The sequence below is a fragment of the Pseudomonas sp. URMO17WK12:I12 genome (assembly GCF_000514395.1).
GTDB lineage: Bacteria > Pseudomonadota > Gammaproteobacteria > Pseudomonadales > Pseudomonadaceae > Aquipseudomonas > Aquipseudomonas mucoides.
Map to the genome: position 1 here is coordinate 152499 of NZ_AZVV01000005.1, position 25051 is coordinate 177549.

Sequence of the window (25051 nt, forward strand, 5' to 3'; positions counted from 1 at the left end):
TCATTAGTAGCCTAACTGTCTATACTCGGCCTCCGACCGCCAGGGGCTTTTGGGCCTGCTTTATTGGGGGTCGCACTCCCTGGGTGGTGGGTACCTGACCAGTGCACTCCCCAACAACTTTGCCCTGATTGTTAGGGGCTCTTCAGTGTGAAAAAAAGCCGTGAATAGCCAACGACCTGTAAACCTAGACCTAAGGACCATCAAACTCCCAGTCACTGCTTACACGTCCATTCTTCACCGAATCTCCGGTGTCATCCTCTTTGTCAGCCTGGCCATCATGCTTTATGCATTGGACAAGTCGCTGAGCTCCGAGGAAGGCTTCGGTCAGGTGAAAGCGTGTCTGACCAGTCCGCTAGCCAAGCTAGTGATTTGGGGAATCCTGTCCGCCTTGCTGTATCACCTGGTAGCCGGTGTGCGCCATTTGATCATGGACATGGGCATCGGCGAGTCGCTTGAAGGCGGCAAACTGGGCTCGAAAATCGTTATCGCCGTTTCCGTGGTGGTAATCGTTCTGGCAGGAGTTTGGATATGGTAACTAACGTCACGAACCTGTCGCGTTCGGGCCTCTATGACTGGATGGCACAACGTGTGTCTGCGGTCGTTCTCGCGGCTTATTTCATTTTCCTGATCGGATACGTCGTTGCCCATCCAGGCATCGGCTACGCCCAATGGCATGAACTGTTCGCAAGCAACTGGATGCGTATTTTCAGTCTCCTGGCCCTCGTTGCCCTTGGCGCTCACGCCTGGGTCGGCATGTGGACCATCGCGACCGACTACCTGACGCCAATGGCGTTCGGCAAGTCCGCGACTGCAATACGTTTCCTCTTCCAGGCAGTATGCGGCGTCGCGATGTTCGCGTACTTCGTCTGGGGTGTGCAGATTCTTTGGGGTATCTGATTCATGTCTACTACAGTTAATACGCTTTCGTTCGACGCCATCATCATTGGCGGCGGCGGTGCTGGCATGCGCGCTGCGCTGCAGCTGGCACAAGGTGGTCACAAGACTGCCGTCGTTACCAAGGTTTTCCCGACTCGTTCGCACACTGTATCCGCCCAGGGTGGCATCACCTGCGCCATCGCCTCGGCAGATCCGAACGATGACTGGCGCTGGCACATGTACGATACCGTCAAGGGTTCCGACTATATCGGTGACCAGGACGCTATCGAATACATGTGTTCCGTAGGCCCGGAAGCGGTGTTCGAGCTCGAGCACATGGGTCTGCCGTTCTCCCGTACCGAACAGGGTCGCATCTATCAGCGTCCGTTCGGCGGTCAGTCGAAAGACTTCGGTAAGGGTGGCCAGGCTGCCCGTACGTGCGCCGCTGCTGACCGTACCGGTCACGCGCTGCTGCACACCCTGTACCAGGCCAACCTGAAGGCCGGCACCGTATTCCTCAACGAATACTACGGCGTCGACCTGGTGAAGAACGAAGACGGTGCCTTTGTCGGCATGATCGTCATCTGCATCGAAACCGGCGAAACCTCCTACGTCCGCGCTAACGCCACCGTTCTGGCGACTGGCGGTGCAGGCCGTATCTACTCGTCCACCACCAACGCCCTGATCAACACCGGTGACGGCGTCGGCATGGCTCTGCGTGCTGGCGTGCCGGTACAAGACATCGAAATGTGGCAGTTCCACCCAACCGGCATCGCCGGCGCCGGTGTACTGGTGACTGAAGGCTGCCGCGGTGAAGGCGGTTACCTGATCAACAAGCACGGCGAGCGTTTCATGGAGCGTTATGCTCCGAACGCCAAAGACCTTGCAGGTCGTGACGTTGTTGCCCGTTCGATGGTTAAAGAAATCATCGCCGGCAACGGTTGCGGTCCGGATGGCGACCACGTAATGCTGAAACTCGATCACCTCGGTGAAGAAGTTCTGCACAGCCGTCTGCCAGGCATCATGGAACTGTCCAAGACCTTCGCCCACGTCGATCCAGCCGTGGCGCCGATTCCGGTCGTTCCAACCTGCCACTATATGATGGGCGGCGTGGCCACCAACATTCATGGCCAGGCAATCACTCAAGACGCTGACGGCAAGGACCAGATCATTCCTGGCCTGTTCGCTGTAGGCGAAGTGGCGTGCGTATCGGTTCACGGTGCCAACCGTCTGGGCGGCAACTCGCTGCTCGACCTGGTGGTATTCGGTCGTGCCGCCGGCCTGTTCCTGGAGCAGACCCTGAAAGAAGGCGTCGACTACGCTCGCCCTCGTCAGTCCGACATCGACGCAGCCTTGGCGCGTCTCGATGGCCTGAACTCGCGTACCGAAGGTGAAGACGTCGCTACCCTGCGTAAAGAACTGCAAAGCTGCATGCAGAACTACTTCGGTGTGTTCCGTACCGGCGAATACATGCAGAAGGGTATCGCCCAGCTCGCTGACCTGCGTGGCCGTATCGCCAACGTCAAGATCAACGACAAGAGCCAGGCGTTCAACACCGCTCGTATCGAAGCGCTGGAACTGCAGAACCTGCTGGAAGTGGCCGAAGCTACTGCCATCGCTGCAGAGATCCGCAAAGAGTCCCGCGGCGCTCACGCCCGTGAAGACTACGAAGACCGCGACGACGAAAACTGGCTGTGCCACACCCTGTACTTCCCGGGTGACAAGCGCGTAACCAAGCGTGCTGTGAACTTCTCGCCGAAGACTGTTCCGACTTTTGAACCTAAGATTCGGACTTATTAAGGGTGGCCGCCATGTTGCAAGTCAGTGTTTATCGCTACAACCCTGATCAGGACGCCGCGCCGTTCATGCAGGAATTCCAGGTCGATACCGGTGGTAAAGACCTGATGGTGCTGGACGTGCTGGCCCTGATCAAAGAGCAGGACGAAGGTTTCTCCTATCGTCGCTCTTGCCGTGAAGGTGTTTGCGGTTCCGACGGCATGAACATCAACGGCAAAAACGGTCTGGCCTGCGTCACGCCGCTGTCTTCTGTCGTAAAAGGTAACAAGCTGATCGTTCGTCCGCTGCCAGGTTTGCCGGTTATCCGTGACCTGGTCGTCGATATGAGCATCTTCTACAAGCAATACGAGAAGGTTAAGCCATACCTGCAGAACGACACGCCGGCTCCGGCCATCGAACGTCTGCAGACCCCAGAAGAGCGTGAAAAGCTTGACGGTCTGTACGAGTGCATCCTGTGCGCTTGCTGCTCGACTTCTTGCCCGTCCTTCTGGTGGAACCCGGACAAGTTCCTGGGTCCAGCTGCTCTGCTGCAAGCGTATCGCTTCCTGGCCGACAGCCGCGACACCAAGACTGCCGAGCGTCTGGCTTCGCTGGATGACCCGTTCAGCGTATTCCGCTGCCGCGGGATCATGAACTGCGTCAACGTCTGTCCGAAAGGCCTGAACCCGACTAAGGCCATCGGTCACGTACGTAACATGCTGCTGCAAAGCGGCGTGTGATTCAGCTGCTGTAACTGCAAGACCGTTGTACCGAAGATGCTACGGCGCAGGCTTCAACCGGCGCCGTAGTCTTAACCTGAGCAGCAGCCCATAAAGCTGCGGCTCTTATTTTGAAGAAATGAGACAAGCAGGGGCATCCGGGCTGGTACCCGGACTATCAGCGTGATCCTAAGTGGCTTGTTTTGGTCGCTGCATTCGGACTTCTGCAAGTTTGCTCGGTGTCGACGCCGGTGGTGTTCCCCTAACCGAGGGTGACCAAGCATGCAAGAAAGCGTGATGCAGCGCATGTGGAACAGCGCCTACCTATCCGGTAGTAACGCTGCCTATGTGGAAGAGCTCTACGAGCTCTACCTGCACGACCCTAACGCTGTGCCAGAAGAGTGGCGCACCTACTTCCAGAAGTTGCCGGCTGACGGCAACACTGCCACCGATGTTTCGCACTCCACAATTCGCGATCATTTCGTCTTGCTGGCAAAGAACCAGCGCCGCGCACAACCGGTTTCCGCCGGCAGCGTGAGCAGTGAGCACGAGAAGAAGCAAGTTGAAGTGCTGCGATTGATCCAGGCCTACCGTATGCGTGGCCACCAGGCAGCCCAGCTTGATCCGCTGGGGCTGTGGCAGCGTCCTGCACCTGCAGACCTGTCAATCAATCATTACGGCTTGACCAATGCCGATCTTGATACGACCTACCGTGCCGGCGACCTGTTCATCGGCAAAGAGGAGGCGAGCCTACGCGAAATTCACGAAGCGTTGCAGCAGACATATTGCCGCACCATCGGCGCTGAATTTACGCATATCACCGATTCCGAGCAGCGCCAGTGGTTCCAGCAGCGTCTGGAAAGCGTACGCGGCCGTCCGACTTACTCCGCCGACATCAAGAGCCACTTGCTCGAGCGCGTCACCGCCGGCGAAGGTCTGGAAAAATACCTGGGCACCAAATACCCGGGTACCAAGCGTTTCGGCCTGGAAGGCGGCGAGAGCCTGATTCCAATGCTCGACGAGTTGATCCAGCGTTCCGGTTCCTACGGCACCAAGGAAATCGTCATCGGCATGGCCCACCGTGGTCGTCTGAACGTATTGGTCAACACCTTCGGCAAGAACCCGCGCGAGCTGTTCGACGAGTTCGAAGGCAAGAAGAAGGTCGAGCTGGGTTCCGGTGACGTTAAATACCACCAGGGCTTCTCGTCCAACGTGATGACCGCCGGCGGTGAAGTTCACCTGGCCATGGCGTTCAACCCGTCCCACCTGGAAATCGTTTCCCCGGTGGTTGAAGGTTCGGTTCGCGCCCGTCAGGATCGTCGTAACGACCCTACCGGTGAGAAGGTTCTGCCGATCTCCATCCACGGTGACGCTGCATTCGCAGGTCAGGGCGTGGTCATGGAAACCTTCCAGATGTCGCAGACCCGTGGTTTCAAGACCGGCGGTACTGTTCACATCGTGATCAACAACCAGGTGGGTTTCACCATCAGCAACCCGCTGGACTCGCGCTCCACCGAGTACGCGACCGACGTTGCGAAAATGATCCAGGCGCCGATCCTCCATGTGAATGGTGATGATCCGGAAGCCGTATTGTTCGTGACCCAGCTGGCCATCGACTACCGCATGCAATTCAAGCGTGACGTGGTGATCGACCTGGTCTGCTACCGTCGTCGTGGCCACAACGAGGCCGACGAGCCAAGTGGCACCCAGCCAATCATGTATCAGCAGATCACCAAACAGCGCACCACCCGTGAGCTGTATGCCGATCGTCTGACCCAGGCCGGCGTGCTGGACGTTGAGCGTGTTCAGGCGAAAGTCGACGAATACCGCAACGCGCTGGACAACGGTCTGCACGTGGTAAAAAGCCTGGTCAAAGAGCCGAACAAAGAGTTGTTCGTGGACTGGCGTCCGTATCTGGGCCACGCCTGGACCGCGCGTCACGACACGCGTTTCGATCTGAAAACCTTGCAGGAACTGTCCGCCAAGCTGCTGGAAATTCCGGAAGGCTTCGTGGTTCAGCGCCAGGTCTCGAAAATCTACGAAGACCGTCAGAAAATGCAAGCCGGCGGCCTGCCGATCAACTGGGGTTACGCCGAAACCATGGCGTACGCGACCCTGGCGTTCGAAGGTCACCCGATTCGCATGACGGGTCAGGACATCGGTCGCGGTACGTTCTCGCACCGTCACGCTGTCTTGCACAACCAGAAAGACGCGGGCACCTACATCCCGCTGCAAAACCTGTACAAGGGCCAGCCACGTTTCGACCTGTACGATTCGTTCCTGTCCGAAGAAGCCGTGCTGGCGTTCGAATACGGTTACTCGACCACCACGCCTGAGGCGCTGGTGATCTGGGAAGCCCAGTTCGGCGACTTCGCCAACGGTGCCCAGGTGGTTATCGACCAGTTCATCACCAGTGGCGAGCACAAGTGGGGCCGTCTCTGCGGTCTGACCATGCTGCTGCCGCACGGTTATGAAGGTCAGGGGCCGGAGCACTCGTCGGCTCGTCTGGAGCGTTACCTGCAACTGTGCGCCGAGCACAACATTCAGGTAGCCGTACCGACCACGCCGGCTCAGATCTACCACTTGCTGCGCCGTCAGGTGATTCGCCCGCTGCGCAAGCCATTGATCGTTCTGACTCCGAAGTCGCTGCTGCGTCACAAACTGGCTATTTCGACCCTGGAAGATCTGGCCGAAGGTTCGTTCCAGACCGTGATCCCGGAAATCGACGCCCTGGACCCGTCCAAGGTCGAGCGCATTGTTCTGTGTAGCGGCAAGGTCTACTACGACCTGCTGGAAAAACGCCGTGCCGAAGGTCGTGACGACATCGCCATCGTGCGTATCGAGCAGCTGTACCCATTCCCTGAGGACGACTTGAAAGAAGTCCTGGCTCCTTACACCAACGCCAAACATGCCGTCTGGTGTCAGGAAGAGCCGATGAACCAGGGTGCCTGGTACTGCAGCCAACACCACTTGCGTCGTAGCATCAGCAATCTCAACAAGTCTCTCGTACTCGAGTACGCGGGCCGTGAGGCTTCTGCTGCACCTGCTTGTGGTTATGCGTCGATGCACGCTGAGCAGCAGGAAAAACTGCTGCAAGACGCCTTTACTGTTTAACGCCTTCGCGCACCTGAAACCGAATTTAAGGACCCACAGATAATGGCTATCGAAATCAAAGCCCCCACCTTCCCGGAATCGGTTGCCGATGGCACCGTTGCCACCTGGCACAAAAAGCCGGGCGACGCTGTAAAGCGTGACGACCTGATCGTCGACATCGAAACCGACAAGGTTGTGCTGGAAGTGTTGGCGACTGCTGACGGCGTACTGGGCGCTATCGTCAAGAACGAAGGCGACACCGTTCTGTCCGACGAGGTCCTGGGCTCCATCGAAGCGGGCGGCGCTGCTGCTGCCCCGGCTGCCGCTGCTGCTCCGGCCGCTGCACAAGCTGCTGCTCCAGCCGCTGAAGGCGAAGACGATCCTGTTGCTGCACCGGCTGCTCGCAAGCTGGCTGAAGAAAACGGCATCAACATCGCTTCCGTTGCCGGTACTGGCAAAGGCGGTCGTGTGACCAAGGAAGACGTGGTTGCAGCGGTTGCTGCCAAGAAAGCCGCTCCGGCTGCCGCGCCAGCCAAGGCTGCTGCACCTGCTGCCGCTGCTCCTGTGTTCGCCGCTGGCGACCGCATCGAGAAGCGCGTTCCGATGACCCGCGTTCGCGCTACCGTGGCCAAGCGCCTGGTAGAAGCTCAGTCGAACATGGCGATGCTGACCACTTTCAACGAAGTCGACATGACCGAAGTCATGGCCCTGCGTTCGAAGTACAAGGACCTGTTCGAGAAGTCCCACAACGGCGTACGCCTGGGCTTCATGTCGTTCTTTGTGAAAGCGGCCACCGAAGCGCTGAAACGCTTCCCGGCTGTCAACGCGTCGATCGACGGTGCTGACATCGTTTACCACGGCTACGCCGACGTTGGTGTTGCTGTTTCCAGCGACCGTGGTCTGGTTGTACCGGTTCTGCGTAACGCCGAACTGATGAGCCTGGCTGAAATCGAAGGCGGCATCGCTACCTTCGGCAAGAAAGCCCGTGATGGCAAACTGTCGATGGACGAAATGACCGGCGGCACGTTCACCATCACCAACGGTGGTACCTTCGGTTCGATGATGTCGACCCCGATCGTCAACCCGCCGCAAGCGGCTATCCTGGGCATGCACAACATTCTGCAGCGTCCGATGGCGATCAACGGTCAGGTCGTTATCCGTCCGATGATGTACCTGGCTCTGTCCTACGATCACCGTCTGATCGATGGCAAAGAAGCTGTGACCTTCCTGGTTACCATCAAGAACCTGCTGGAAGACCCGGCTCGTTTGTTGCTGGATATCTGATAGAAGCAGCCGCGAGCTGCAAGCTTCAAGCTGCAAGAAATGGCAGTTTGGCTTGTAGCTTGCGGCTTGAAGCTTTTCGCTAAAGAGGATTTTTTGAATGTCGCAGAAATTTGACGTAGTAGTGATCGGCGCGGGCCCTGGCGGCTACGTAGCTGCCATCAAAGCAGCTCAGCTGGGTCTCACCACCGCCTGCATCGAGAAGTACACCGACAAAGAGGGCAAACTGGCCCTCGGCGGTACTTGCCTGAACGTCGGCTGCATTCCATCCAAGGCGCTGCTGGACAGCTCCTGGAAGTTCCACGAAGCCCAAGACGGCTTCGCGATCCACGGTATCAACCACGCTGGCGTGACCATGGACGTGCCAGCAATGGTCGGCCGTAAAGCCAACATCGTCAAAGGCCTGACTTCGGGTGTTGCCACCCTGTTCAAGGCTAACGGCGTGACCTCGATCCAGGGCCACGGCAAACTGCTGGCTGGCAAGAAAGTCGAAGTCACCAAGCCTGACGGTTCGGTAGAAATCATTGAAGCCGAGAACGTTATTCTGGCTCCAGGTTCGCGTCCGATCGACATTCCACCCGCTCCGGTTGACCAGAATGTGATCGTCGATTCGACTGGCGCGCTGGAATTCCAGTCCGTACCTAAGCGTCTGGGCGTGATCGGCGCTGGCGTGATCGGTCTGGAACTGGGTTCGGTCTGGTCCCGTCTGGGCGCAGAAGTGACCGTTCTTGAAGCGCTGGACACCTTCCTGATGGCCGCTGACGCTGCCGTTTCCAAGGAAGCGCTGAAAACCCTGACCAAACAGGGTCTGGACATCAAGCTGGGCGCTCGCGTGACCGGTTCCAAAGTGAACGGCGACGAAGTCGTTGTGAACTACACCGATGCCAACGGCGAACAGAACATCACGTTCGACAAGCTGATCGTAGCCGTTGGTCGCCGTCCGGTGACCACTGATCTGCTGTCCGCTGATTGCGGCGTGACCCTGGACGAGCGCGGTTTCGTGCACGTTGATGATCACTGCGCCACCACCGTACCGGGCGTCTACGCCATCGGCGACGTGGTTCGCGGCATGATGCTGGCACACAAGGCCTCGGAAGAGGGCATCATGGTCGTCGAGCGCATCAAGGGCCACAAAGCCCAGATGAACTATGATTTGATCCCTTCGGTTATTTATACTCACCCGGAAATCGCGTGGGTGGGTAAAACCGAGCAGGCCTTGAAGGCTGAAGGCGTTGAAGTTAACGTTGGCACCTTCCCGTTCGCAGCCAGTGGCCGTGCCATGGCAGCCAACGATACCGGCGGTTTCGTCAAAGTCATCGCCGATGCCAAGACTGATCGCGTATTGGGCGTCCACGTGATTGGCCCGAGCGCTGCAGAACTGGTTCAGCAGGGCGCGATCGGTATGGAATTCGGCACCAGCGCTGAAGACCTGGGCATGATGGTTTTCTCCCATCCGACCCTGTCTGAAGCCTTGCACGAAGCTGCTCTGGCAGTGAATGGCGGCGCCATTCACATCGCCAACCGCAAGAAGCGTTAAGACACAATAAGAAACCACGGCGGTATGGCCCGTCGTGAGCCTTGCATGCAAGTCTCACCGCGGAATATCCGCTGGACGCAGTCTTGCGTAGCTGCACCGGTTGTCCGGAAAGGCTACGCAAGCAGCAGTCACAGGTGGTGCGGCACTTGAACAAGTGCAGCACCGAATGCGCAGTACCTAACGAAGACGGTAATAAGCATGAATCTTCACGAGTATCAGGGTAAGCAGCTGTTCGCTGAATACGGCCTGCCAGTTTCCACCGGTTACGCAGTAGACACCCCGGAAGCAGCAGCAGAAGCTTGCGACAAAATCGGCGGCACCGAGTGGGTTGTCAAAGCCCAGGTTCACGCTGGTGGTCGCGGTAAAGCGGGCGGCGTTAAGCTGGTTCGCAGCAAAGAAGACGCTAAGGCATTCGCACAGCAGTGGCTGGGCAAGCGTCTGGTGACTTACCAGACTGACGCCAATGGTCAGCCAGTCACCAAGATCCTGGTTGAATCGTGCACTGATATCGCTAAAGAGCTGTACCTGGGCGCTGTCGTTGACCGTTCGAGCCGTCGTATCGTGTTCATGGCTTCCACCGAAGGTGGCGTGGACATCGAGAAAATCGCTCACGACACTCCAGAAAAAATTCTGAAAGCCACTATCGATCCACTGGTTGGCGCTCAGCCATTCCAGGGTCGCGAGCTGGCATTCCAGTTGGGTCTGGAAGGCAAGCAAGTTGCTCAGTTCGCCAAGATCTTCGTAGGTCTGGCCAAGCTGTTCAAGGATCACGACCTGGCTCTGCTGGAAGTGAACCCGCTGGTGATCAAGGCTGACGGCGATCTGCATTGCCTCGACGCCAAGATCAACATCGACGCCAACGCCATGTACCGTCAGCCTAAGCTGAAGACTTTCCACGATCCGTCGCAAGACGATCCGCGCGAAGCGCACGCTGCCAAGTTCGAACTGAACTACGTAGCACTGGAAGGCAACATCGGTTGCATGGTCAACGGTGCTGGCCTGGCCATGGGTACCATGGACATCGTCAACCTGCATGGCGGCAAACCAGCCAACTTCCTCGACGTGGGCGGCGGTGCTACCAAAGAACGCGTTACCGAAGCGTTCAAGATCATCCTGTCCGACACTAACGTCGCTGCAGTATTGGTCAACATCTTCGGCGGCATCGTTCGTTGCGACATGATTGCCGAAGGCATCATCGGCGCAGTGAAAGAAGTCGGCGTGAAAATCCCGGTTGTTGTTCGCCTTGAAGGCAACAACGCTGAGCTGGGCGCTAAAGTACTGGCAGAAAGCGGTTTGAACATCATCGCTGCTACCAGCCTGACCGACGCTGCTCAACAAGTCGTTAAAGCTGCGGAGGGCAAATAATGAGCGTCCTGATCAATAAAGACACCAAAGTTATCTGCCAGGGTATTACCGGTTCGCAAGGTAGTTTCCACACCCAGCAAGCGCTCGAATACGGCACCAAGATGGTTGGCGGCGTAACTCCGGGCAAAGGCGGCACCGAGCACCTGGGTCTGCCAGTGTTCAACACCGTGAAAGACGCTGTAGCTGCCACTGGCGCCACCGCCAGCGTGATCTACGTTCCGGCTCCTTTCTGCAAAGACTCGATCCTGGAAGCAGCCTTCGGCGGCATCAAGCTGATCGTTTGCATCACTGAAGGCATTCCTACCCTGGACATGCTGGACGCTAAAGTTAAGTGCGACGAGCTGGGCGTAGTCCTGATCGGCCCTAACTGCCCAGGCGTGATCACTCCAGGCGAATGCAAGATCGGCATCATGCCAGGTCACATTCACTTGCCAGGCAAGGTCGGTATCGTTTCCCGTTCCGGCACCCTGACCTACGAAGCTGTTAAGCAGACTACTGACGCCGGTTTCGGTCAGTCGACTTGCGTCGGCATCGGCGGTGACCCGATCCCGGGTTCGAACTTCATCGACATCCTGAAGCTGTTCCAGGAAGACCCGAAGACCGAAGCGATCGTGATGATCGGTGAGATCGGCGGTTCGGCTGAAGAAGAAGCGGCTGCCTACATCAAGGCACACGTGACCAAGCCGGTTGTTTCCTACATCGCTGGTGTGACTGCCCCTGCAGGCAAGCGCATGGGCCATGCTGGCGCAATCATCTCTGGCGGCAAGGGCACTGCAGACGAGAAGTTTGCTGCCCTGGAAGACGCAGGCGTTAAAACCGTGCGTTCGCTGGCAGACATCGGCAAGGCTTTGTCCGAGCTGACCGGTTGGGCGATGAAGTAAGCCTCGCGCTTAATTCACGCTTCACCAAACAAAGGCCACCTTCGGGTGGCCTTTGTCGTTTCCAGGTGATCGTTCCTACGCAGAGCGTGGGAGCATCTGTCCTGAAGGATGAAATTTATATACGTAAACGCGACACAGAAACGTCGCGTATCGGATAGTTCGCCCTCTAACAGTGCGTTTTCAAGTCAAATTCGTTAGGCTAGCCGCCATTTTTGCGTGCGCGACCCACAAGGTTGCTACGCGCTAAAGGGTCAGTCTCATACGGACCGACAGCATTTCCCTCACCCCACAGGGAAATCCCTCTCTAAATTCCGATTCAGTAGTGTGGTATTTCCTTAATGAAAGTGTTGAAAGGCCAGGACATCCTGGCACTTGGTTTTATGACGTTTGCCCTGTTTGTCGGGGCTGGCAACATCATCTTCCCGCCTATCGTCGGTTTGCAGTCCGGGCCTAATGTCTGGATGGCGGCGCTGGGCTTTTTGATCACCGCAGTCGGTTTGCCGGTGATCACGGTTGTCGCGCTGGCGAAAGTCGGTGGTGCGATGGATGCCCTGAGCAGCCCGATCGGTAAAATCGCCGGGGGCCTGCTGGCTGCCGCGTGCTACCTCGCTGTCGGCCCGCTGTTCGCCACCCCGCGTACCGCGACCGTATCGTTCGAAGTAGGCCTGGCGCCGCTGACCGGCGAGAGCCCATTGGCGCTGTTCCTCTACAGTTCGGTGTACTTCCTGCTGGTGTTCTTCATCTCGCTGTATCCGGGCCGTTTGCTGGATACCGTAGGGCGTTTCCTCGCACCGATGAAGATCATCGCCCTGGCCGCGCTCGGCATCGCCGCGTTCGCGTTGCCGGCCGGTGATATTGGCCAGGCCACGCCTGAGTACGTAGCAGCACCGTTTTCTCAAGGCTTCATTAATGGTTACCTGACCATGGATACCTTGGGCGCCTTGGTGTTCGGCATCGTCATCGTCAACGCGATCCGCTCCCGAGGCGTGGAATCGCCGGTGCTGATTACCCGCTACGCGATCATTGCCGGGCTGATTGCCGGCGTAGGCCTCGCGCTGGTTTACGTCAGCCTGTTCCGTCTCGGTTCGGGTAGCCATGAAGTGGCCGCCGGTGCAACCAACGGTGCGGCGGTATTGCACGCCTACGTTCAACACACCTTCGGTTCGTTGGGCAGCGGTTTCCTTGCGGTATTGATCTCGCTGGCCTGCCTGGTGACGGCGGTCGGTCTGACCTGCGCCTGCGCCGAGTACTTCAGCCGCGTGCTGCCACTGTCCTACAAGACCTTGGTGATCATCCTGGCGGTGTTCTCCTTGTTTGTGTCCAACCTGGGCCTGACCAAGCTGATTGCGTTCTCGATCCCGGTACTGACCGCGATTTACCCGCCCTGCATCGCTCTGGTAGCCCTGAGCTTCTGCAAGGACTTCTGGCACGAGCAGGGCCGCATTGTCGGTCCAGTGATGCTGGTGTCGTTCATCTTCGGCCTGATCGACGCGCTCAAGGGCGCAGGTCTGGCGGACTGGATGCCGACTCAGTTGTCGCACCTGCCGCTGAGCGAGCAGGGCCTGGCATGGCTGGTGCCTTCGGTCATGACCCTGGTGGTCGCGGTGGTTTGCGATCGTCTGCTGGGCAAGCGCGAAGAAGCGCTGGCTTGAGTCGCTGAACGGCCGGTCACAAGCGGGCCATCAAGCTGAAACTGAAATGCCCCGTATCAATCGATACGGGGCATTTTTTATGGGCGTGATGCAGTGTCTTTTCCCTTGAGCTAACGTCGAAGGGTTGCAAGTTTCCAATGTAGGAGTGAGCCTGCTCGCGATGGCGATTTTACGCTCAGCAGAGATGTTGACTGATCTACCGCTATCGCGAGCAGGCTCACGCCTACAAGGTTTCGAGTATTTCGCCCTTACATCACAAGGACCTGCATGTCGTTCATCCACGCCAACCTGATCCACATCCTCGCCGCGCTCTGGTTTGTCATCTGCTGGGGCGGTTACACCCGGTACGCCTCATGGAAGGGTCGCGACACCGCGTGCCTGGCCAGCGTGTTGCACCTGTACCGCGAAGACTGGATGCGCCGCATGCTGCTACGCGACAACCGCATCGCTGACGCCAGTGTGATCGGCAACCTGGAGCGCAACGCCTCGTTTTTCGCTTCCAGCACCTTGATCATCCTGGCTGGCATCCTCACCGTGCTCGGGGCGTCCGAAAGGGCGGTGTCGTTGCTGGCGGACATTCCGATGGTGCAACAGGCGTCCCAAGGGATGTCGGAGATCAAATTGCTGTGCCTGGCGCTGGTGTTTGTCTACGCGTTCTTCACGTTCAGCTGGTGCATGCGCCAGTACAACTTCGCGGCGATTCTGGTGGGCTCCGCGCCGATGGTGGGTGAGCGCCACGTGTCCGAACAGGAACGCAAAGCCTTTGCGGCTCGTGCGGCTCGGGTCATCTCGATGGCGGCCAACCAGTTCAACTTCGGCCTGCGTTCCTATTATTTCGGCATGACCATGTTGGCCTGGTTTGTCAGCCCGTGGCTGTTCATGCTGATGAGTGCCGGCGTCGTGCTGGTGTTGTATCGCCGGGAGTTTCATTCCGACGTTCTCGACGTGATGGTCTATACCCCTACAGAGGCACCCTTGCCCGAGGCGAACAGAGAGGCCGTTTGATGAGTATTCCGTTCTGGTGTGTGTTTATCAGCGCATTGCTGATTTACGTGGCCCGCATACCGGTGGCCAAGGCGATGAAAGAGCAGGGCGGTTACAACAACCACGCCCCGCGCGAGCAACAGGCGCACCTCACGGGCTTCGGCGCCCGTGCCGTGGCCGCGCATCAGAACTGTTTCGAGGCCTTTATATTGTTTGCGGTGGGGGTGTTGATGGCGCACACCACGCAAACGGCGGGGTGGCTGATCGACCTGCTGGCGATCATCTTTGTGATCACGCGCGTTATTTACTTACTGTGTTACTGGGGCGATTTGCCCTGGCAGCGCAGTCTCGTCTGGGTTGTCGGTTTCGTCTGTTCATTGTTGTTGATGATTAGTCCGACTTTTAGAACCGTTTTACTCTAACGGCGCCAATCACAGGCAAAAGAAAACCCGCACTTGGCGGGTTTTCTTTATCACGCTAAAAACTGATTTAGTTTTTAGGTGCTTCTTTTACGGCGGCTTCGTTCGATTCAGCCTGAGCTTTGGCAGCTTCGGCGTTTTCTTTCGCAGCGTCGTTCACTTTATCCTGAGCTTTGCTCATGTCTTGCTGAGCTTGCTCAGCATGTTTAGTCGCATCTTGAGCTTTGTCCTCGGATTTTTTATCGCAGGCAGCGAGACCGAGGGAAGCGGTCAACATCAAGGCAATAGCTAAAGTCTTACGCATGGGGTGTTTCTCCTTATGGATATAACTACTGGCCTTTCGAGCACAGCCCACAGCGTTAAGTTCCTCAATTCGTTCAGATATATAGTTTTGTGATGCGATGGAACTTTTGCCCGCAGACGAGCTACTTTGATCGAGCACTAAGAAGAGTTTTTTGAAATGGCCGAAAACCCCGTTTTTGAGCGTGCGACGCGATTCATGTCGGCGTTGCGTCATTGTCAGGTCCTCGGACTGCGAGTTCACAGCGCCAGTAATGACGGACTAACGGTCATCTTGCCCTACAGCCCGCAAATCGTCGGCGACCCGCAAACCGGCGTCATTCATGGCGGTGCGCTGACATCGCTGATGGATACCGCGTGCGGCATGTCGACCCTGTGCGTGCTGCCCGAATTCGAGGTTTGCCCGACCCTTGATTTGCGCATCGATTACATGCACGCCGCCGAGCCGCATAAGGACGTCTATGGCTTCGCCCAATGCTATCGAGTGACCACTGACGTGATTTTCGCCCGTGGTTTTGCCTATCAGGACGATCCCGAGCACCCCATCGCCCACGTCGTCGGCACGTTCATGCGCATGGGCAAAGCCATCAAAGGCACCAAAGGCTTTGGCGGCGTCATCGCCGGAGGTGCGCAATGACCTATTCCTTCAAGGAACAACTGCAACAGGCCCACGAGAAGGGCGACTACGCCTCGCTGTTGCACCTGATTCCCTATGCCAAACTGATCGGCGTCGAATGTTCGCGGGTGGGGGATGATCTGCTGTTTCGCCTGCCAGCCAACAAGGACAACATTGGTAACCCTTTACTGCCGGCGATTCATGGCGGTGTGATCGCCGGGTTCATGGAACTCTCGGCGGCGCTGCACCTGCTGATTTTCACCGGTTCACCGGGCGTGCCGAAAATCATCGACTTCTCCCTCGACTACCTGCGCGCCGGGCAGTTTCGCGATACCTGGGCCAAATGTCAGGTGTGCCGCCAGGGGCGCCGGGTCGCCAACGTGGCCGTTACCGCCTGGCAAAGCACCGAAGCCGAGCCCATTGCGACGGCTCGCGCCCATTTCAAAATCGAAGAGCCCTTGAAATCCTGAACACAGCCCCCAACTTTGATGACATCCCGCCGCCGACCCTCAAGGTCGCGGCTTAGCCATCTGATTGGAGTTTGATGACCATGAGTGTGGAAACTCAAAAGGAAACCCTGGGCTTCCAGACCGAGGTGAAGCAATTGCTGCACCTCATGATCCATTCGCTGTATTCCAACAAGGAAATTTTCCTTCGCGAATTGATCTCGAACGCCTCTGACGCTGTCGACAAATTACGTTTCGAAGCCCTGTCCAAGCCTGAGCTGCTGGAAGGCGGCGCCGAACTGAAAATCCGTGTGAGCTTCGACAAGGACGCCAAAACCGTCACCCTCGAAGACAACGGCATTGGCATGAACCGTGAAGAAGCGATCACCCACCTGGGTACCATCGCCAAATCCGGCACTGCCGATTTCATGAAACACCTGTCTGGCGATCAGAAGAAAGATTCGCACCTGATCGGTCAGTTCGGTGTGGGTTTTTATTCTGCATTCATCGTCGCCGACAAAGTCGACGTGTTCAGCCGTCGTGCCGGTGATTCGGCCAGCGAGGGCGTGCACTGGTCGTCCAAGGGCGAAGGCGATTTCGAAGTCGCCACTGTCGAGAAAGCCGAGCGCGGCACTCGCATCGTCCTGCACCTGAAGTCCGGTGAAGACGAATTCGCTGATGGCTGGCGTCTGCGCAACATCATCAAGAAGTACTCCGACCACATTGCCCTGCCGATCGAGTTGCCAAAAGAAGTGGCCGCTGCCGAAGGTGAAGAGCAGCCTGCCGCCGAATGGGAAACCGTCAACCGCGCCAGTGCCCTGTGGACCCGTCCTCGCACCGAAGTGAAGGACGAGGAATACCAGGAGTTCTACAAGCACGTTGCTCACGATTTCGAGAACCCGCTGAGCTGGAGCCACAACAAGGTCGAAGGCAAGCTTGAATACAGCTCGCTGCTGTACGTGCCGGCCCGTGCTCCGTTCGACCTGTACCAGCGTGAAGCGCCGAAAGGCCTGAAGCTGTACGTGCAGCGCGTGTTCGTGATGGACCAGGCCGAGTCGTTCCTGCCGCTGTACCTGCGCTTCATCAAAGGCGTGGTCGATTCCAACGACCTGTCGCTGAACGTGTCGCGCGAAATCCTGCAGAAAGACCCGATCATCGATTCGATGAAGTCGGCGCTGACCAAGCGCGTTCTGGACATGCTGGAAAAACTGGCGAAGAGCGAGCCTGAGCAATACAAGAGCTTCTGGAAGAACTTCGGTCAGGTCATGAAAGAAGGCCCGGCAGAAGACTTCGCCAACAAAGAGAAGATCGCTGGCCTGCTGCGTTTCGCATCGACCAACGGCGATGAAGGCGAGCAAGTGGTTGGCCTGGCCGAATACCTGGCTCGCGCCAAGGAAGGTCAGGACAAGATCTACTACCTGACCGGCGAAACCTACGCGCAAGTCAAAAACAGCCCGCACCTGGAAGTCTTCCGCAAGAAAGGCATCGAAGTGCTGCTGCTGACCGATCGTATCGACGAGTGGCTGATGAGCTACCTCAACGATTTCGACGGCAAGAGCTTCGTCGACGTGGCACGGGGTGACCTGGACCTGGGCAATCTGGACTCGGAAGAGGACAAGAAAGCTGCGGAAGAAGTCGCCAAGTCCAAAGAAGGTCTGGTTGAACGTCTGAAAACTGCACTGGGCGACTCGGTGGCTGAAGTACGGGTTTCCCACCGTCTGACCGATTCTCCGGCGATCCTGGCGATCGGCGAGCAGGACCTGGGCCTGCAAATGCGTCAGATCCTGGAAGCCAGTGGCCAGAAGGTTCCGGAGTCGAAGCCGATCTTCGAGTTCAACCCGGCTCACCCGCTGATCGAGAAGCTCGACAACGAGCAGAGCGAAGAGCGTTTCGGCGACCTGTCGCACATTCTCTTCGATCAGGCGGCACTGGCTGCCGGTGACAGCTTGAAGGACCCGGCCGCGTATGTGCGCCGTCTGAATAAGCTGTTGGTTGAACTGTCGGTTTAACTGCGTTGTAAAAAAAACCCGCTTCGGCGGGTTTTTTTCATTCTGGTGTTTTTAAGCAGGAGTGAATCATGAGCCTGCGCACTGGACCTGGCCCGCACGGGTGCGCCGTTGAAAGCGGCAGTGTCGTTCCACGGCACGCTGGATTCACCTGATCCGGCGGACGCCAAAAACATCAAGGGCTCGGTGTTGGTACTGCACGGTGCTTCGCGAGCAGGCGGTGTAAGGTTCACCGAAGAGGCTACGGCAATTCGATCCGCTCACTTTCCCCCGGCACCGTCGGCCAATCCCCGGCCGCCCAGCGCCGCCGCGCCTCATCGATAACCGCCGGATCACTCGCGACAAAATTCCAGTTGATCCGCCGTGGCCCGTCCAGTGGCGCGCCGCCAAACAACACGGCGTGACAGTCGCTCTCGGCAAACAGCGTCATCTCTTCCCCCGCTGGCAACACCACCAGCGCATTCGGTTCCAGCGCCTCGCCATCCAGCTGCGCTTCACCGCTCAAGACATACAACGCGCGTTCTTCATGCTCGGTGGGAATCAGCAGCGTGGTCGCCGTCTGCAGGTTCAATTCCGCGTACAACGTAGGAGAAAGCACCGGCACCGGCGATTCCAGGCAAAAGCCTGACCCGGCAATCATGCGGATCTTCACGCCAAGGTTATCGCTGACCGGCAAGGTGCTCGCCGGATGATGGCTGTAGTGCCCCGGACCCTGTTCATGTTCCTTGGGCGAGGCCAGCCAGATCTGCAAGCCGTGCATCGTAAAGCCACTGCCTTTCAACGCTTCAGGTGTGCGCTCGACATGGGCAATCGCGCTGCCGGCGGTCATCCAGCTGACATCGCCGGCATTGACCACCTGATCGGAACCGAGGCTGTCCTTGTGCTGGATTTGCCCTTCAAACAGATAGGTGAGGGTCGACAGGCCGATGTGCGGATGCTGGCGGATGTTCATGCCTTTGCCCGCCGGATAGCGGGTTTGCAGCATGTGGTCGAAGAACACAAAAGGCCCGACACTGCGGCATTTGGCAGACGGCAACGGGCGAAGAATCGGCTGACCTTCGACATCTTCGGCGCGGGGGCGGATCACGAGCGGAGTGTTCATGCTGCATTCCAGGCTGAGCGGGTGATGCGTGGAGCATAACCCGCTTGCGCAGCCCTTGCCGCTATTGGCTGAATGCACCTTCGGACAGGTGGGTTTCGATGCTGACGTCGGTGGTGGTCATCAGTTTGTGGACCGGGCAGCGGTCGGCTACGCGGTGCAATTCTTCGCGCTGCGCATCGGTGAGCACACCCTTGAGGGTCAATTTGACGTGCAGGGCGTATTTGCCTTTCAGCTCTTCGCTGTTGTCGCGTTTGACCTCGACGGTGACGCCGGTCAGCGGGATGTCCTTTTTCTTCGCATACAGCTTCAGGGTCAAGGCTTTGCATGCGCCCAGGGCCGCATCGAAATAATCGTGGGGCTCTGGCGCCGAGCCCTCGCCGCCGGATGCGGTCGGCACATCGGCAAACAGTTCGTGGTCATCGATTTGAACGCTGTGGCGAAAACCTTCGGCGGAAACGGTATTGACGGTAACGGTCATGGAAAGCCTCCCAGGCTGGAAAAGTCGTTCGATCAAAAATGACCTTGAAGTTATAGAGCATTCCTCTGCGGTCGCGTTCCACTTTCTTGCGGGCTGATCCTCGTTCGCTGAAGGGGAACCGGATTACCGGCCGGCCGTGCGCGGTTGCGAATGAGGCGATCGCGGCCTATGGTCCAAGCGAGGTATTGCCTGCGACTGTCACACAATGACGCGCCGCAGGTTGGTGTCCATCCAGTGCGAAAACCCTAGCAAGGTGAAGACATGCCAAACGACTCCCGCCCCGCCGTACTCGAACTGATTGGCAACACGCCGCTGGTGCGCGTCAGCCGCTTCGATACCGGCCCGTGCACGCTGTTTCTCAAACTTGAATCACAAAACCCCGGCGGTTCGATCAAGGACCGCATCGGCCTGGCGATGATCGACGCCGCCGAGCGCGACGGTCGCCTGCAACCCGGCGGCACCATCGTCGAGGCCACGGCTGGCAACACCGGCCTGGGCCTGGCGTTGGTCGGCCGGGCCAAGGGCTATCGCGTCGTGTTGGTGGTGCCCGACAAGATGTCCACCGAAAAAGTCCTGCACCTCAAGGCGATGGGCGCCGAGGTGCATATCACCCGCTCCGATGTCGGCAAGGGCCATCCCGAGTACTACCAGGATGTCGCCGCGCGGCTGGCCAAGGAAATTCCCGACGCGTTCTTTGCCGATCAATTCAACAACCCGGCCAACCCGCTGGCCCACGAATGCAGCACCGCACCGGAGATCTGGGCGCAAACCCAGCATGATGTCGATGCCATCGTCGTCGGCGTCGGTTCGGCCGGGACGCTGACGGGCTTGACCCGGTTTTTCAAACGCGTGCAGCCGAACCTGGACATGGTCCTGGCCGACCCGGTTGGCTCGGTGATGGCCGAATACAGCCGCAGCGGCACCCTCGGAACACCCGGTTCGTGGGCAGTGGAAGGCATTGGCGAAGACTTCATTCCCTCGATTGCCGACCTGTCCAGCGTGCGCCACGCGTATTCGATCAGCGACGAAGAAAGCTTCGATCATGCCCGCCAACTGCTGCGCGCCGAGGGCATTCTCGGCGGTTCGTCGACCGGCACCTTGCTGGCGGCGGCGCTGCGCTATTGCCGCGAGCAAACCGAGCCGAAACGGGTTGTGAGTTTTGTCTGCGACACCGGCACCCGCTACCTGTCGAAGGTGTACAACGACCAGTGGATGAACGATCAGGGTCTGCTGCAATACAAACGCTACGGCGATCTTCGCGACCTGATCTCGCGCCGTTTCGAGGATGGCCGGGTGATCAGCGTCGGCCCGGACGACACGTTACTGACCGCTTTCCAGCGCATGCGTCTGGCGGACGTGTCGCAACTGCCGGTGCTGGTGGACGGCCAGCGGTTGGTCGGGGTGATCGACGAGTCCGACATTCTGCTGCGGGTGCATCAGGACGCCTCGCACTTTCGCTTGACGGTGGCCAGCGCGATGACCGACAAACTGCAAACCCTGCCGGCCGCTGCCAGCCTGGCTGAGCTGCAGGCGGAGCTTGATCGTGGGCTGGTGGCGATCATTGCCGATGCCTCGGGCTTCCATGGCCTGATTACCCGCGTCGACCTACTCAATCATCTACGGAGATCCCTGGCATGAGTCACGATAAAGATGCTGCGCCCCATGGCTTCGCCACTCGCGTGATCCATGCCGGGCAGGCGCCGGACCCTTCCACCGGCGCGTTGATGCCGCCGATTTACGCCAACTCCACCTATTTGCAGCAAAGCCCGGGCGTGCACAAAGGCCTCGACTACGGTCGCTCGCACAACCCGACGCGCTTTGCGCTGGAGCGTTGCGTGGCGGATCTTGAAGGCGGCACCCAGGCGTTCGCGTTTGCGTCCGGGCTGGCGGCGATTTCCACGGTGCTCGAACTGCTCGATGCCGATTCGCATATCGTCTCGGGCAATGATTTGTATGGCGGCACATTTCGCCTGTTCGACAAGGTGCGTCGGCGCAGCGCCGGGCACCGCTTCAGCTTTGTCGACCTGACGGACCTGTCGGCCTTCGAAGCGGCGCTGCAGGACGATACGCGCATGGTCTGCGTCGAGACGCCGAGCAATCCGTTGCTGCGCCTCACGGACCTTGCCGCCATCGCGCGCATTTGCCGCCAGCGCGGCATCATCTGCGTGGCCGACAACACCTTCGCCAGCCCGTGGATCCAGCGTCCGCTGGAACTGGGCTTCGATGTCGTGGTGCACTCGACCACCAAGTATTTGAACGGACACTCCGACGTCATCGGCGGCATCGCGGTGGTTGGGCAGAACGCCGAGTTGGCCGAACGCCTGGGCTTTCTGCAAAACGCGGTGGGCGCGATTGCCGGGCCGTTTGACGCGTTCCTCACCCTGCGTGGTGTGAAGACCCTGGCATTGCGCATGGAGCGTCATTGCAGCAACGCATTGGCGCTGGCGCAATGGCTGGAACAGCAGTCGCAGGTCGCGCGGGTCTACTACCCGGGGTTGCCGTCACATCCGCAGCACGAGTTGGCGCGGCAGCAGATGCGCGGTTTCGGCGGGATGATTTCACTCGATCTGAACACTGATCTGGCGGGTGCCAAGCGCTTTCTGGAAGGTGTGCAGATCTTTGCGCTGGCAGAAAGTCTGGGCGGGGTGGAAAGCCTGATTGAGCACCCGGCGATCATGACCCACGCCACGATTCCCGTCGATACCCGTGCGGAGCTCGGCATCGGTGATGCGCTAGTGCGGTTGTCCGTGGGGGTTGAGGACGTCGAAGACTTGCGCGCCGATCTGGCGCAGGCACTGGCGCGGATCTGACGGTTCAGCAGGCAAAAAAAATCCGGAACCCTTAGTGGATTCCGGATTTTCATTTCGATCGCGGATCAGCTGCCTTTGACAGACTTACCGTTGACCGTACCGTCGAGGAGCATGATGTTGTACTCCTTGCCGTCGGTCTCAACCTGTTGCAGGCGGACCAGCAGGTAATCCCAGTCCTTGGCGAACCACAGGACGGTGATGCGCTTGCTTTGTGTCGGGTCGCGCACGCGCTCGACCTTGATCGCATCGATCTGACCGGCCTTGGTGTCGACTTTTTCCGAACCCAGTACGCGGAAGTCATAGGTATCGACTTCACCACCGTCGACAACCTGATAGCTCATGCTTTTTTTGCCAGCGGCAACGTCGTGTTGCAGGGCCAGTTGATACGTGGACTTGTCGACCATGCCACGGTTCAGCGGCACTTTGACCGGGTCACCGCGATCGGTGCCAGTGACCATTTTGGTGGTCCAGTCGAAATCCAGATCAGCCTTTTTCGCTTTACCCAGGCCGCCACGTTCAAAGTGATAGGACTGAGGCAGCAGGGTGTCCTTGTCCAGGGTCAGGGTGCTTTCTTCAGTCAGGCTGGCAATCATCATCGATGCCTTGAAACTGAGTTTCCAGACGCCGTTGGCTTCCTTGGTCAGGCTGCGTTCAGCCGTGCCGCTCATGGGCAGCTGTTTCCAGTCGGCGGTGTAGCTGGCGGAGAAAGGTTGAAGTTCCGAAGCCTGTGCCAGAGGCAAGGCAAACAGAGCGCAAGCGAAGAGCAGGGCGCGACGCATAATATCTCCTAGTTTCGAATCAAGTGGCCGCTGGCCGCGAGTAACTTCCCATCCAGTAAAGCACCTTGTTCGCCGAGTGATAAACGACCTTCGGCAAACCAGCGTACAGCCAACGGGTAGATCAGGTGTTCCTGGGCATGGACTCGCTGCGCCAGACTCTGCGGCGAATCGTGCAACTCTACCGGTATTACTGCCTGTACGACCAGTGGTCCGCCATCGAGTTCCTCGGTGACAAAGTGCACGGAGCAGCCATGCTCGGTGTCACCGGCCTCCAGCGCGCGCTGATGAGTGTGTAACCCTTTGTATTTGGGTAGCAGCGACGGGTGGATATTGAGCAGGCGACCGGCGTAATGGCGCACGAAATCAGCGCTGAGAATGCGCATGAAACCGGCCAGTACCACGAGTTTGGGATTGAAGGCGTCGATCAGTTCGATCAGCGCAGCATCAAAGGCCTCGCGGCCTTCGAAAGCCTTGTGATCCAGGGAGCGGGTGTCGATACCCGCGTCCCTGGCGCGTTGCAGGCCGTAGGCGTCGGCACGGTTGGAAATCACCGCAGCAATGCGGACCGGGCTGTCGCCGGTCCGCGTGCTGTCGATCAAGGCCTGCAAGTTACTGCCGGTGCCGGACAACAGCACCACGACATCACAGGTCTTTGACATCAGTGAGCCTTGAGGTTCTTCAGTTCAACCTGGGCCGCGCCTTCGGCAGCGGTGGCGATCTGACCGATGACCCAAGGCTGCTCGCCCGCTTCACGCAATACATTCAGCGCGGTTTCAACGTGCTCTTGAGCCACGCAGATAACCATGCCGACACCGCAGTTCAGCACGCGGTGCATTTCGTTTTCGTCGACGTTGCCTTTCTCTTGCAGCCAGTCGAACACGGCAGGGCGGTTCCAGCTTGCCACGTCAACCACGGCTTGGGCGCCTTTTGGCAGAACGCGCGGGATGTTGTCCAGCAGGCCACCACCGGTGATGTGAGCCATGGCCTTGACCGCGCCGGTGTCCTTGATCAGCTTGAGCAGCGGCTTCACGTAGATACGGGTCGGGGCCATCAGCAGGTCGGTCAGCGGTTTGCCGTCGAGCTGGATGTTTTCGATGTCGGCACCCGACACTTCGATGATCTTGCGGATCAGCGAGTAGCCGTTGGAGTGCGGGCCGGAAGACGGCAGGGCGAGCAGGGCATCGCCGGCAGCGACTTTCGAACCGTCGATGATTTCGGATTTTTCCACGACGCCAACGCAGAAGCCGGCCAGGTCGTAGTCTTCGCCTTCGTACATGCCAGGCATTTCAGCGGTTTCGCCGCCGACCAGGGAGCAGCCGGACAGTTCGCAGCCCGCGCCGATGCCGGTCACGACCTGGGTCGCGGTTTCGACGTTGAGCTTGCCGGTGGCGTAGTAGTCGAGGAAGAACAGCGGCTCGGCGCCGCAGACCACCAGGTCGTTCACGCACATGGCCACCAGGTCGATGCCGATGCTGTCGTGCTTGTTCAGGTTCAGGGCCAGGCGCAGCTTGGTGCCCACGCCGTCGGTGCCGGAAACCAGCACAGGCTGCTTGTAGCCAGCCGGGATTTCGCAGAGGGCGCCGAAACCGCCCAGGCCGCCCATGACTTCCGGGCGCGCAGTGCGCTTGGCGACGCTCTTGATGCGTTCGACCAATGCTTCACCGGCGTCGATGTCTACACCGGCGTCCTTGTAGCTCAGGGAGGGTTGCTTGCTCATGATCCAGGCCTTTAGGGGGGATTCAGGGGTAACGACCGAGTCCAGCGGGGACGCCGAATTCGACGGGGGCGATTGCCTCACGCGAAATTCGAGCCGCCCGGCTGTTGCCGGTCTGCGAAGGCGCGCGATTTTATCAGGCTTGAGGGGCAGCGGCCATCCTCACGCCGACGGCAGGGGCATATCCCATTAAAAAAATTGATATTGGCCGTGTTAG

Annotated in this window: 23 protein-coding genes and 1 pseudogene; 18 read left to right on the forward strand and 6 right to left on the reverse strand. The window is 58.7% G+C overall.

Annotated features, from left to right (window positions below; genetic code table 11):
* The first annotated feature begins 160 nt into the window (after positions 1 to 160).
* From sdhC to D882_RS0106135, 12 genes are all read left to right on the forward strand, one after another.
* Positions 161 to 535, forward strand: a complete 375-nt coding sequence (gene sdhC, locus D882_RS0106080; protein ID WP_027922413.1) for a succinate dehydrogenase, cytochrome b556 subunit — start codon at positions 161 to 163, stop codon at positions 533 to 535.
* Entirely contained in the window at positions 529 to 897 is a 369-nt protein-coding gene (gene sdhD / locus D882_RS0106085) for a succinate dehydrogenase, hydrophobic membrane anchor protein (RefSeq protein ID WP_027922414.1), read from the forward strand. Before sdhC ends, sdhD begins: the two co-directional genes overlap by 7 nt.
* A gap of 3 nt (positions 898 to 900) precedes the next feature.
* Complete coding sequence (sdhA, locus tag D882_RS0106090; RefSeq protein ID WP_027922415.1) at positions 901 to 2676, forward strand: succinate dehydrogenase flavoprotein subunit; 1776 nt, start codon at positions 901 to 903, stop codon at positions 2674 to 2676.
* A gap of 11 nt (positions 2677 to 2687) precedes the next feature.
* Positions 2688 to 3392 carry a succinate dehydrogenase iron-sulfur subunit gene (locus D882_RS0106095; protein ID WP_010456852.1) on the forward strand — a complete coding sequence of 235 codons (705 nt, stop codon included), beginning with the start codon at positions 2688 to 2690 and terminating at the stop codon, positions 3390 to 3392.
* A 261-nt stretch (positions 3393 to 3653) separates the two neighbouring features.
* On the forward strand, positions 3654 to 6485 hold the full coding sequence (locus tag D882_RS0106100) for a 2-oxoglutarate dehydrogenase E1 component (RefSeq protein WP_027922416.1): 2832 nt from the start codon (positions 3654 to 3656) through the stop codon (positions 6483 to 6485).
* A 42-nt stretch (positions 6486 to 6527) separates the two neighbouring features.
* Positions 6528 to 7748 (forward strand): 2-oxoglutarate dehydrogenase complex dihydrolipoyllysine-residue succinyltransferase, encoded by a 1221-nt coding sequence (gene odhB, locus D882_RS0106105; protein ID WP_010456848.1) that lies wholly within the window; start codon positions 6528 to 6530, stop codon positions 7746 to 7748.
* A 97-nt stretch (positions 7749 to 7845) separates the two neighbouring features.
* Complete coding sequence (gene lpdA / locus D882_RS0106110; RefSeq protein WP_027922417.1) at positions 7846 to 9282, forward strand: dihydrolipoyl dehydrogenase; 1437 nt, start codon at positions 7846 to 7848, stop codon at positions 9280 to 9282.
* Between the two features lie 198 nt (positions 9283 to 9480).
* Positions 9481 to 10647 (forward strand): ADP-forming succinate--CoA ligase subunit beta, encoded by a 1167-nt coding sequence (sucC, locus tag D882_RS0106115; RefSeq protein WP_007898980.1) that lies wholly within the window; start codon positions 9481 to 9483, stop codon positions 10645 to 10647.
* Positions 10647 to 11528: a succinate--CoA ligase subunit alpha gene (sucD, locus tag D882_RS0106120; protein WP_027922418.1), complete on the forward strand. Its 882-nt coding sequence runs from the start codon at positions 10647 to 10649 to the stop codon at positions 11526 to 11528. Before sucC ends, sucD begins: the two co-directional genes overlap by 1 nt.
* A 338-nt stretch (positions 11529 to 11866) precedes the next feature.
* The gene (gene brnQ, locus D882_RS0106125; protein WP_027922419.1) at positions 11867 to 13180 is read left to right on the forward strand and encodes a branched-chain amino acid transport system II carrier protein; all 1314 of its coding nucleotides are present in this window, start codon (positions 11867 to 11869) and stop codon (positions 13178 to 13180) included.
* 267 nt (positions 13181 to 13447) lie between these two features.
* On the forward strand, positions 13448 to 14185 hold the full coding sequence (locus D882_RS0106130; protein ID WP_027922420.1) for a DUF599 domain-containing protein: 738 nt from the start codon (positions 13448 to 13450) through the stop codon (positions 14183 to 14185).
* Positions 14185 to 14586: an MAPEG family protein gene (locus tag D882_RS0106135; RefSeq protein WP_027922421.1), complete on the forward strand. Its 402-nt coding sequence runs from the start codon at positions 14185 to 14187 to the stop codon at positions 14584 to 14586. Before D882_RS0106130 ends, D882_RS0106135 begins: the two co-directional genes overlap by 1 nt.
* A gap of 67 nt (positions 14587 to 14653) precedes the next feature.
* Here the strand turns inward: D882_RS0106135 and D882_RS0106140 are convergent, their stop codons facing one another.
* The gene (locus D882_RS0106140) at positions 14654 to 14887 is read right to left on the reverse strand and encodes a hypothetical protein (RefSeq protein ID WP_027922422.1); all 234 of its coding nucleotides are present in this window, start codon (positions 14885 to 14887) and stop codon (positions 14654 to 14656) included.
* 156 nt (positions 14888 to 15043) lie between these two features.
* Between D882_RS0106140 and D882_RS0106145 the strand changes: the two genes are divergently transcribed.
* The 4 genes and pseudogenes from D882_RS0106145 to D882_RS1000000131865 form a co-directional block, all read left to right on the forward strand.
* Complete coding sequence (locus D882_RS0106145; RefSeq protein ID WP_027922423.1) at positions 15044 to 15520, forward strand: PaaI family thioesterase; 477 nt, start codon at positions 15044 to 15046, stop codon at positions 15518 to 15520.
* Complete coding sequence (locus D882_RS0106150; RefSeq protein WP_027922424.1) at positions 15517 to 15969, forward strand: PaaI family thioesterase; 453 nt, start codon at positions 15517 to 15519, stop codon at positions 15967 to 15969. The genes D882_RS0106145 and D882_RS0106150 overlap by 4 nt, the downstream gene beginning before the upstream one ends.
* Before the next feature lie 80 nt (positions 15970 to 16049).
* Positions 16050 to 17954 (forward strand): molecular chaperone HtpG, encoded by a 1905-nt coding sequence (gene htpG / locus D882_RS0106155; protein WP_027922425.1) that lies wholly within the window; start codon positions 16050 to 16052, stop codon positions 17952 to 17954.
* A 75-nt stretch (positions 17955 to 18029) separates the two neighbouring features.
* Positions 18030 to 18161, forward strand: a pseudogene (locus D882_RS1000000131865) (dienelactone hydrolase family protein); the annotation flags it as partial.
* A gap of 31 nt (positions 18162 to 18192) precedes the next feature.
* Here the strand turns inward: D882_RS1000000131865 and D882_RS0106160 are convergent.
* Positions 18193 to 19053: a pirin family protein gene (locus D882_RS0106160; RefSeq protein WP_027922426.1), complete on the reverse strand. Its 861-nt coding sequence runs from the start codon at positions 19051 to 19053 to the stop codon at positions 18193 to 18195.
* A gap of 61 nt (positions 19054 to 19114) precedes the next feature.
* Positions 19115 to 19531 (reverse strand): OsmC family protein, encoded by a 417-nt coding sequence (locus D882_RS0106165; RefSeq protein WP_027922427.1) that lies wholly within the window; start codon positions 19529 to 19531, stop codon positions 19115 to 19117.
* Between the two features lie 261 nt (positions 19532 to 19792).
* Between D882_RS0106165 and D882_RS0106170 the strand changes: the two genes are divergently transcribed.
* Both D882_RS0106170 and D882_RS0106175 read left to right on the forward strand, forming a co-directional pair.
* The gene (locus tag D882_RS0106170; RefSeq protein ID WP_027922428.1) at positions 19793 to 21169 is read left to right on the forward strand and encodes a cystathionine beta-synthase; all 1377 of its coding nucleotides are present in this window, start codon (positions 19793 to 19795) and stop codon (positions 21167 to 21169) included.
* Positions 21166 to 22341 (forward strand): PLP-dependent aspartate aminotransferase family protein, encoded by a 1176-nt coding sequence (locus tag D882_RS0106175; protein ID WP_027922429.1) that lies wholly within the window; start codon positions 21166 to 21168, stop codon positions 22339 to 22341. The genes D882_RS0106170 and D882_RS0106175 overlap by 4 nt, the downstream gene beginning before the upstream one ends.
* A 65-nt stretch (positions 22342 to 22406) precedes the next feature.
* On the opposite strand, the gene D882_RS0106180 is transcribed toward D882_RS0106175, so the two are convergent.
* Genes D882_RS0106180 through purM form a run of 3 tightly spaced genes read right to left on the reverse strand, consistent with a single transcriptional unit; the run spans position 22407 to position 24837 of the window.
* Positions 22407 to 23120 carry a DUF3108 domain-containing protein gene (locus tag D882_RS0106180; protein WP_027922430.1) on the reverse strand — a complete coding sequence of 238 codons (714 nt, stop codon included), beginning with the start codon at positions 23118 to 23120 and terminating at the stop codon, positions 22407 to 22409.
* Positions 23121 to 23128: 8 nt separating this feature from the next.
* Positions 23129 to 23779 (reverse strand): phosphoribosylglycinamide formyltransferase, encoded by a 651-nt coding sequence (gene purN / locus D882_RS0106185; RefSeq protein WP_027922431.1) that lies wholly within the window; start codon positions 23777 to 23779, stop codon positions 23129 to 23131.
* Complete coding sequence (purM, locus tag D882_RS0106190; RefSeq protein WP_027922432.1) at positions 23779 to 24837, reverse strand: phosphoribosylformylglycinamidine cyclo-ligase; 1059 nt, start codon at positions 24835 to 24837, stop codon at positions 23779 to 23781. Before purM ends, purN begins: the two co-directional genes overlap by 1 nt.
* Between the last annotated feature and the right edge of the window lie 214 nt (positions 24838 to 25051).

Excerpts from the sequence above, each read along its gene's own strand:
- sdhD (WP_027922414.1), top strand. The coding sequence starts at position 529 with ATGGTAACTAACGTCACGAACCTGTCGCGTTCGGGCCTCTATGACTGG.
- sdhA (WP_027922415.1), top strand. The coding sequence starts at position 901 with ATGTCTACTACAGTTAATACGCTTTCGTTCGACGCCATCATCATTGGC.
- D882_RS0106095 (WP_010456852.1), top strand. The coding sequence starts at position 2,688 with ATGTTGCAAGTCAGTGTTTATCGCTACAACCCTGATCAGGACGCCGCG.
- D882_RS0106100 (WP_027922416.1), top strand. The coding sequence starts at position 3,654 with ATGCAAGAAAGCGTGATGCAGCGCATGTGGAACAGCGCCTACCTATCC.
- odhB (WP_010456848.1), top strand. The coding sequence starts at position 6,528 with ATGGCTATCGAAATCAAAGCCCCCACCTTCCCGGAATCGGTTGCCGAT.
- lpdA (WP_027922417.1), top strand. The coding sequence starts at position 7,846 with ATGTCGCAGAAATTTGACGTAGTAGTGATCGGCGCGGGCCCTGGCGGC.
- sucC (WP_007898980.1), top strand. The coding sequence starts at position 9,481 with ATGAATCTTCACGAGTATCAGGGTAAGCAGCTGTTCGCTGAATACGGC.
- sucD (WP_027922418.1), top strand. The coding sequence starts at position 10,647 with ATGAGCGTCCTGATCAATAAAGACACCAAAGTTATCTGCCAGGGTATT.
- brnQ (WP_027922419.1), top strand. The coding sequence starts at position 11,867 with ATGAAAGTGTTGAAAGGCCAGGACATCCTGGCACTTGGTTTTATGACG.
- D882_RS0106130 (WP_027922420.1), top strand. The coding sequence starts at position 13,448 with ATGTCGTTCATCCACGCCAACCTGATCCACATCCTCGCCGCGCTCTGG.
- D882_RS0106135 (WP_027922421.1), top strand. The coding sequence starts at position 14,185 with ATGAGTATTCCGTTCTGGTGTGTGTTTATCAGCGCATTGCTGATTTAC.
- D882_RS0106140 (WP_027922422.1), bottom strand. The coding sequence starts at position 14,887 with ATGCGTAAGACTTTAGCTATTGCCTTGATGTTGACCGCTTCCCTCGGT.
- D882_RS0106145 (WP_027922423.1), top strand. The coding sequence starts at position 15,044 with ATGGCCGAAAACCCCGTTTTTGAGCGTGCGACGCGATTCATGTCGGCG.
- D882_RS0106150 (WP_027922424.1), top strand. The coding sequence starts at position 15,517 with ATGACCTATTCCTTCAAGGAACAACTGCAACAGGCCCACGAGAAGGGC.
- htpG (WP_027922425.1), top strand. The coding sequence starts at position 16,050 with ATGAGTGTGGAAACTCAAAAGGAAACCCTGGGCTTCCAGACCGAGGTG.
- D882_RS0106160 (WP_027922426.1), bottom strand. The coding sequence starts at position 19,053 with ATGAACACTCCGCTCGTGATCCGCCCCCGCGCCGAAGATGTCGAAGGT.
- D882_RS0106165 (WP_027922427.1), bottom strand. The coding sequence starts at position 19,531 with ATGACCGTTACCGTCAATACCGTTTCCGCCGAAGGTTTTCGCCACAGC.
- D882_RS0106170 (WP_027922428.1), top strand. The coding sequence starts at position 19,793 with ATGCCAAACGACTCCCGCCCCGCCGTACTCGAACTGATTGGCAACACG.
- D882_RS0106175 (WP_027922429.1), top strand. The coding sequence starts at position 21,166 with ATGAGTCACGATAAAGATGCTGCGCCCCATGGCTTCGCCACTCGCGTG.
- D882_RS0106180 (WP_027922430.1), bottom strand. The coding sequence starts at position 23,120 with ATGCGTCGCGCCCTGCTCTTCGCTTGCGCTCTGTTTGCCTTGCCTCTG.
- purN (WP_027922431.1), bottom strand. The coding sequence starts at position 23,779 with ATGTCAAAGACCTGTGATGTCGTGGTGCTGTTGTCCGGCACCGGCAGT.
- purM (WP_027922432.1), bottom strand. The coding sequence starts at position 24,837 with ATGAGCAAGCAACCCTCCCTGAGCTACAAGGACGCCGGTGTAGACATC.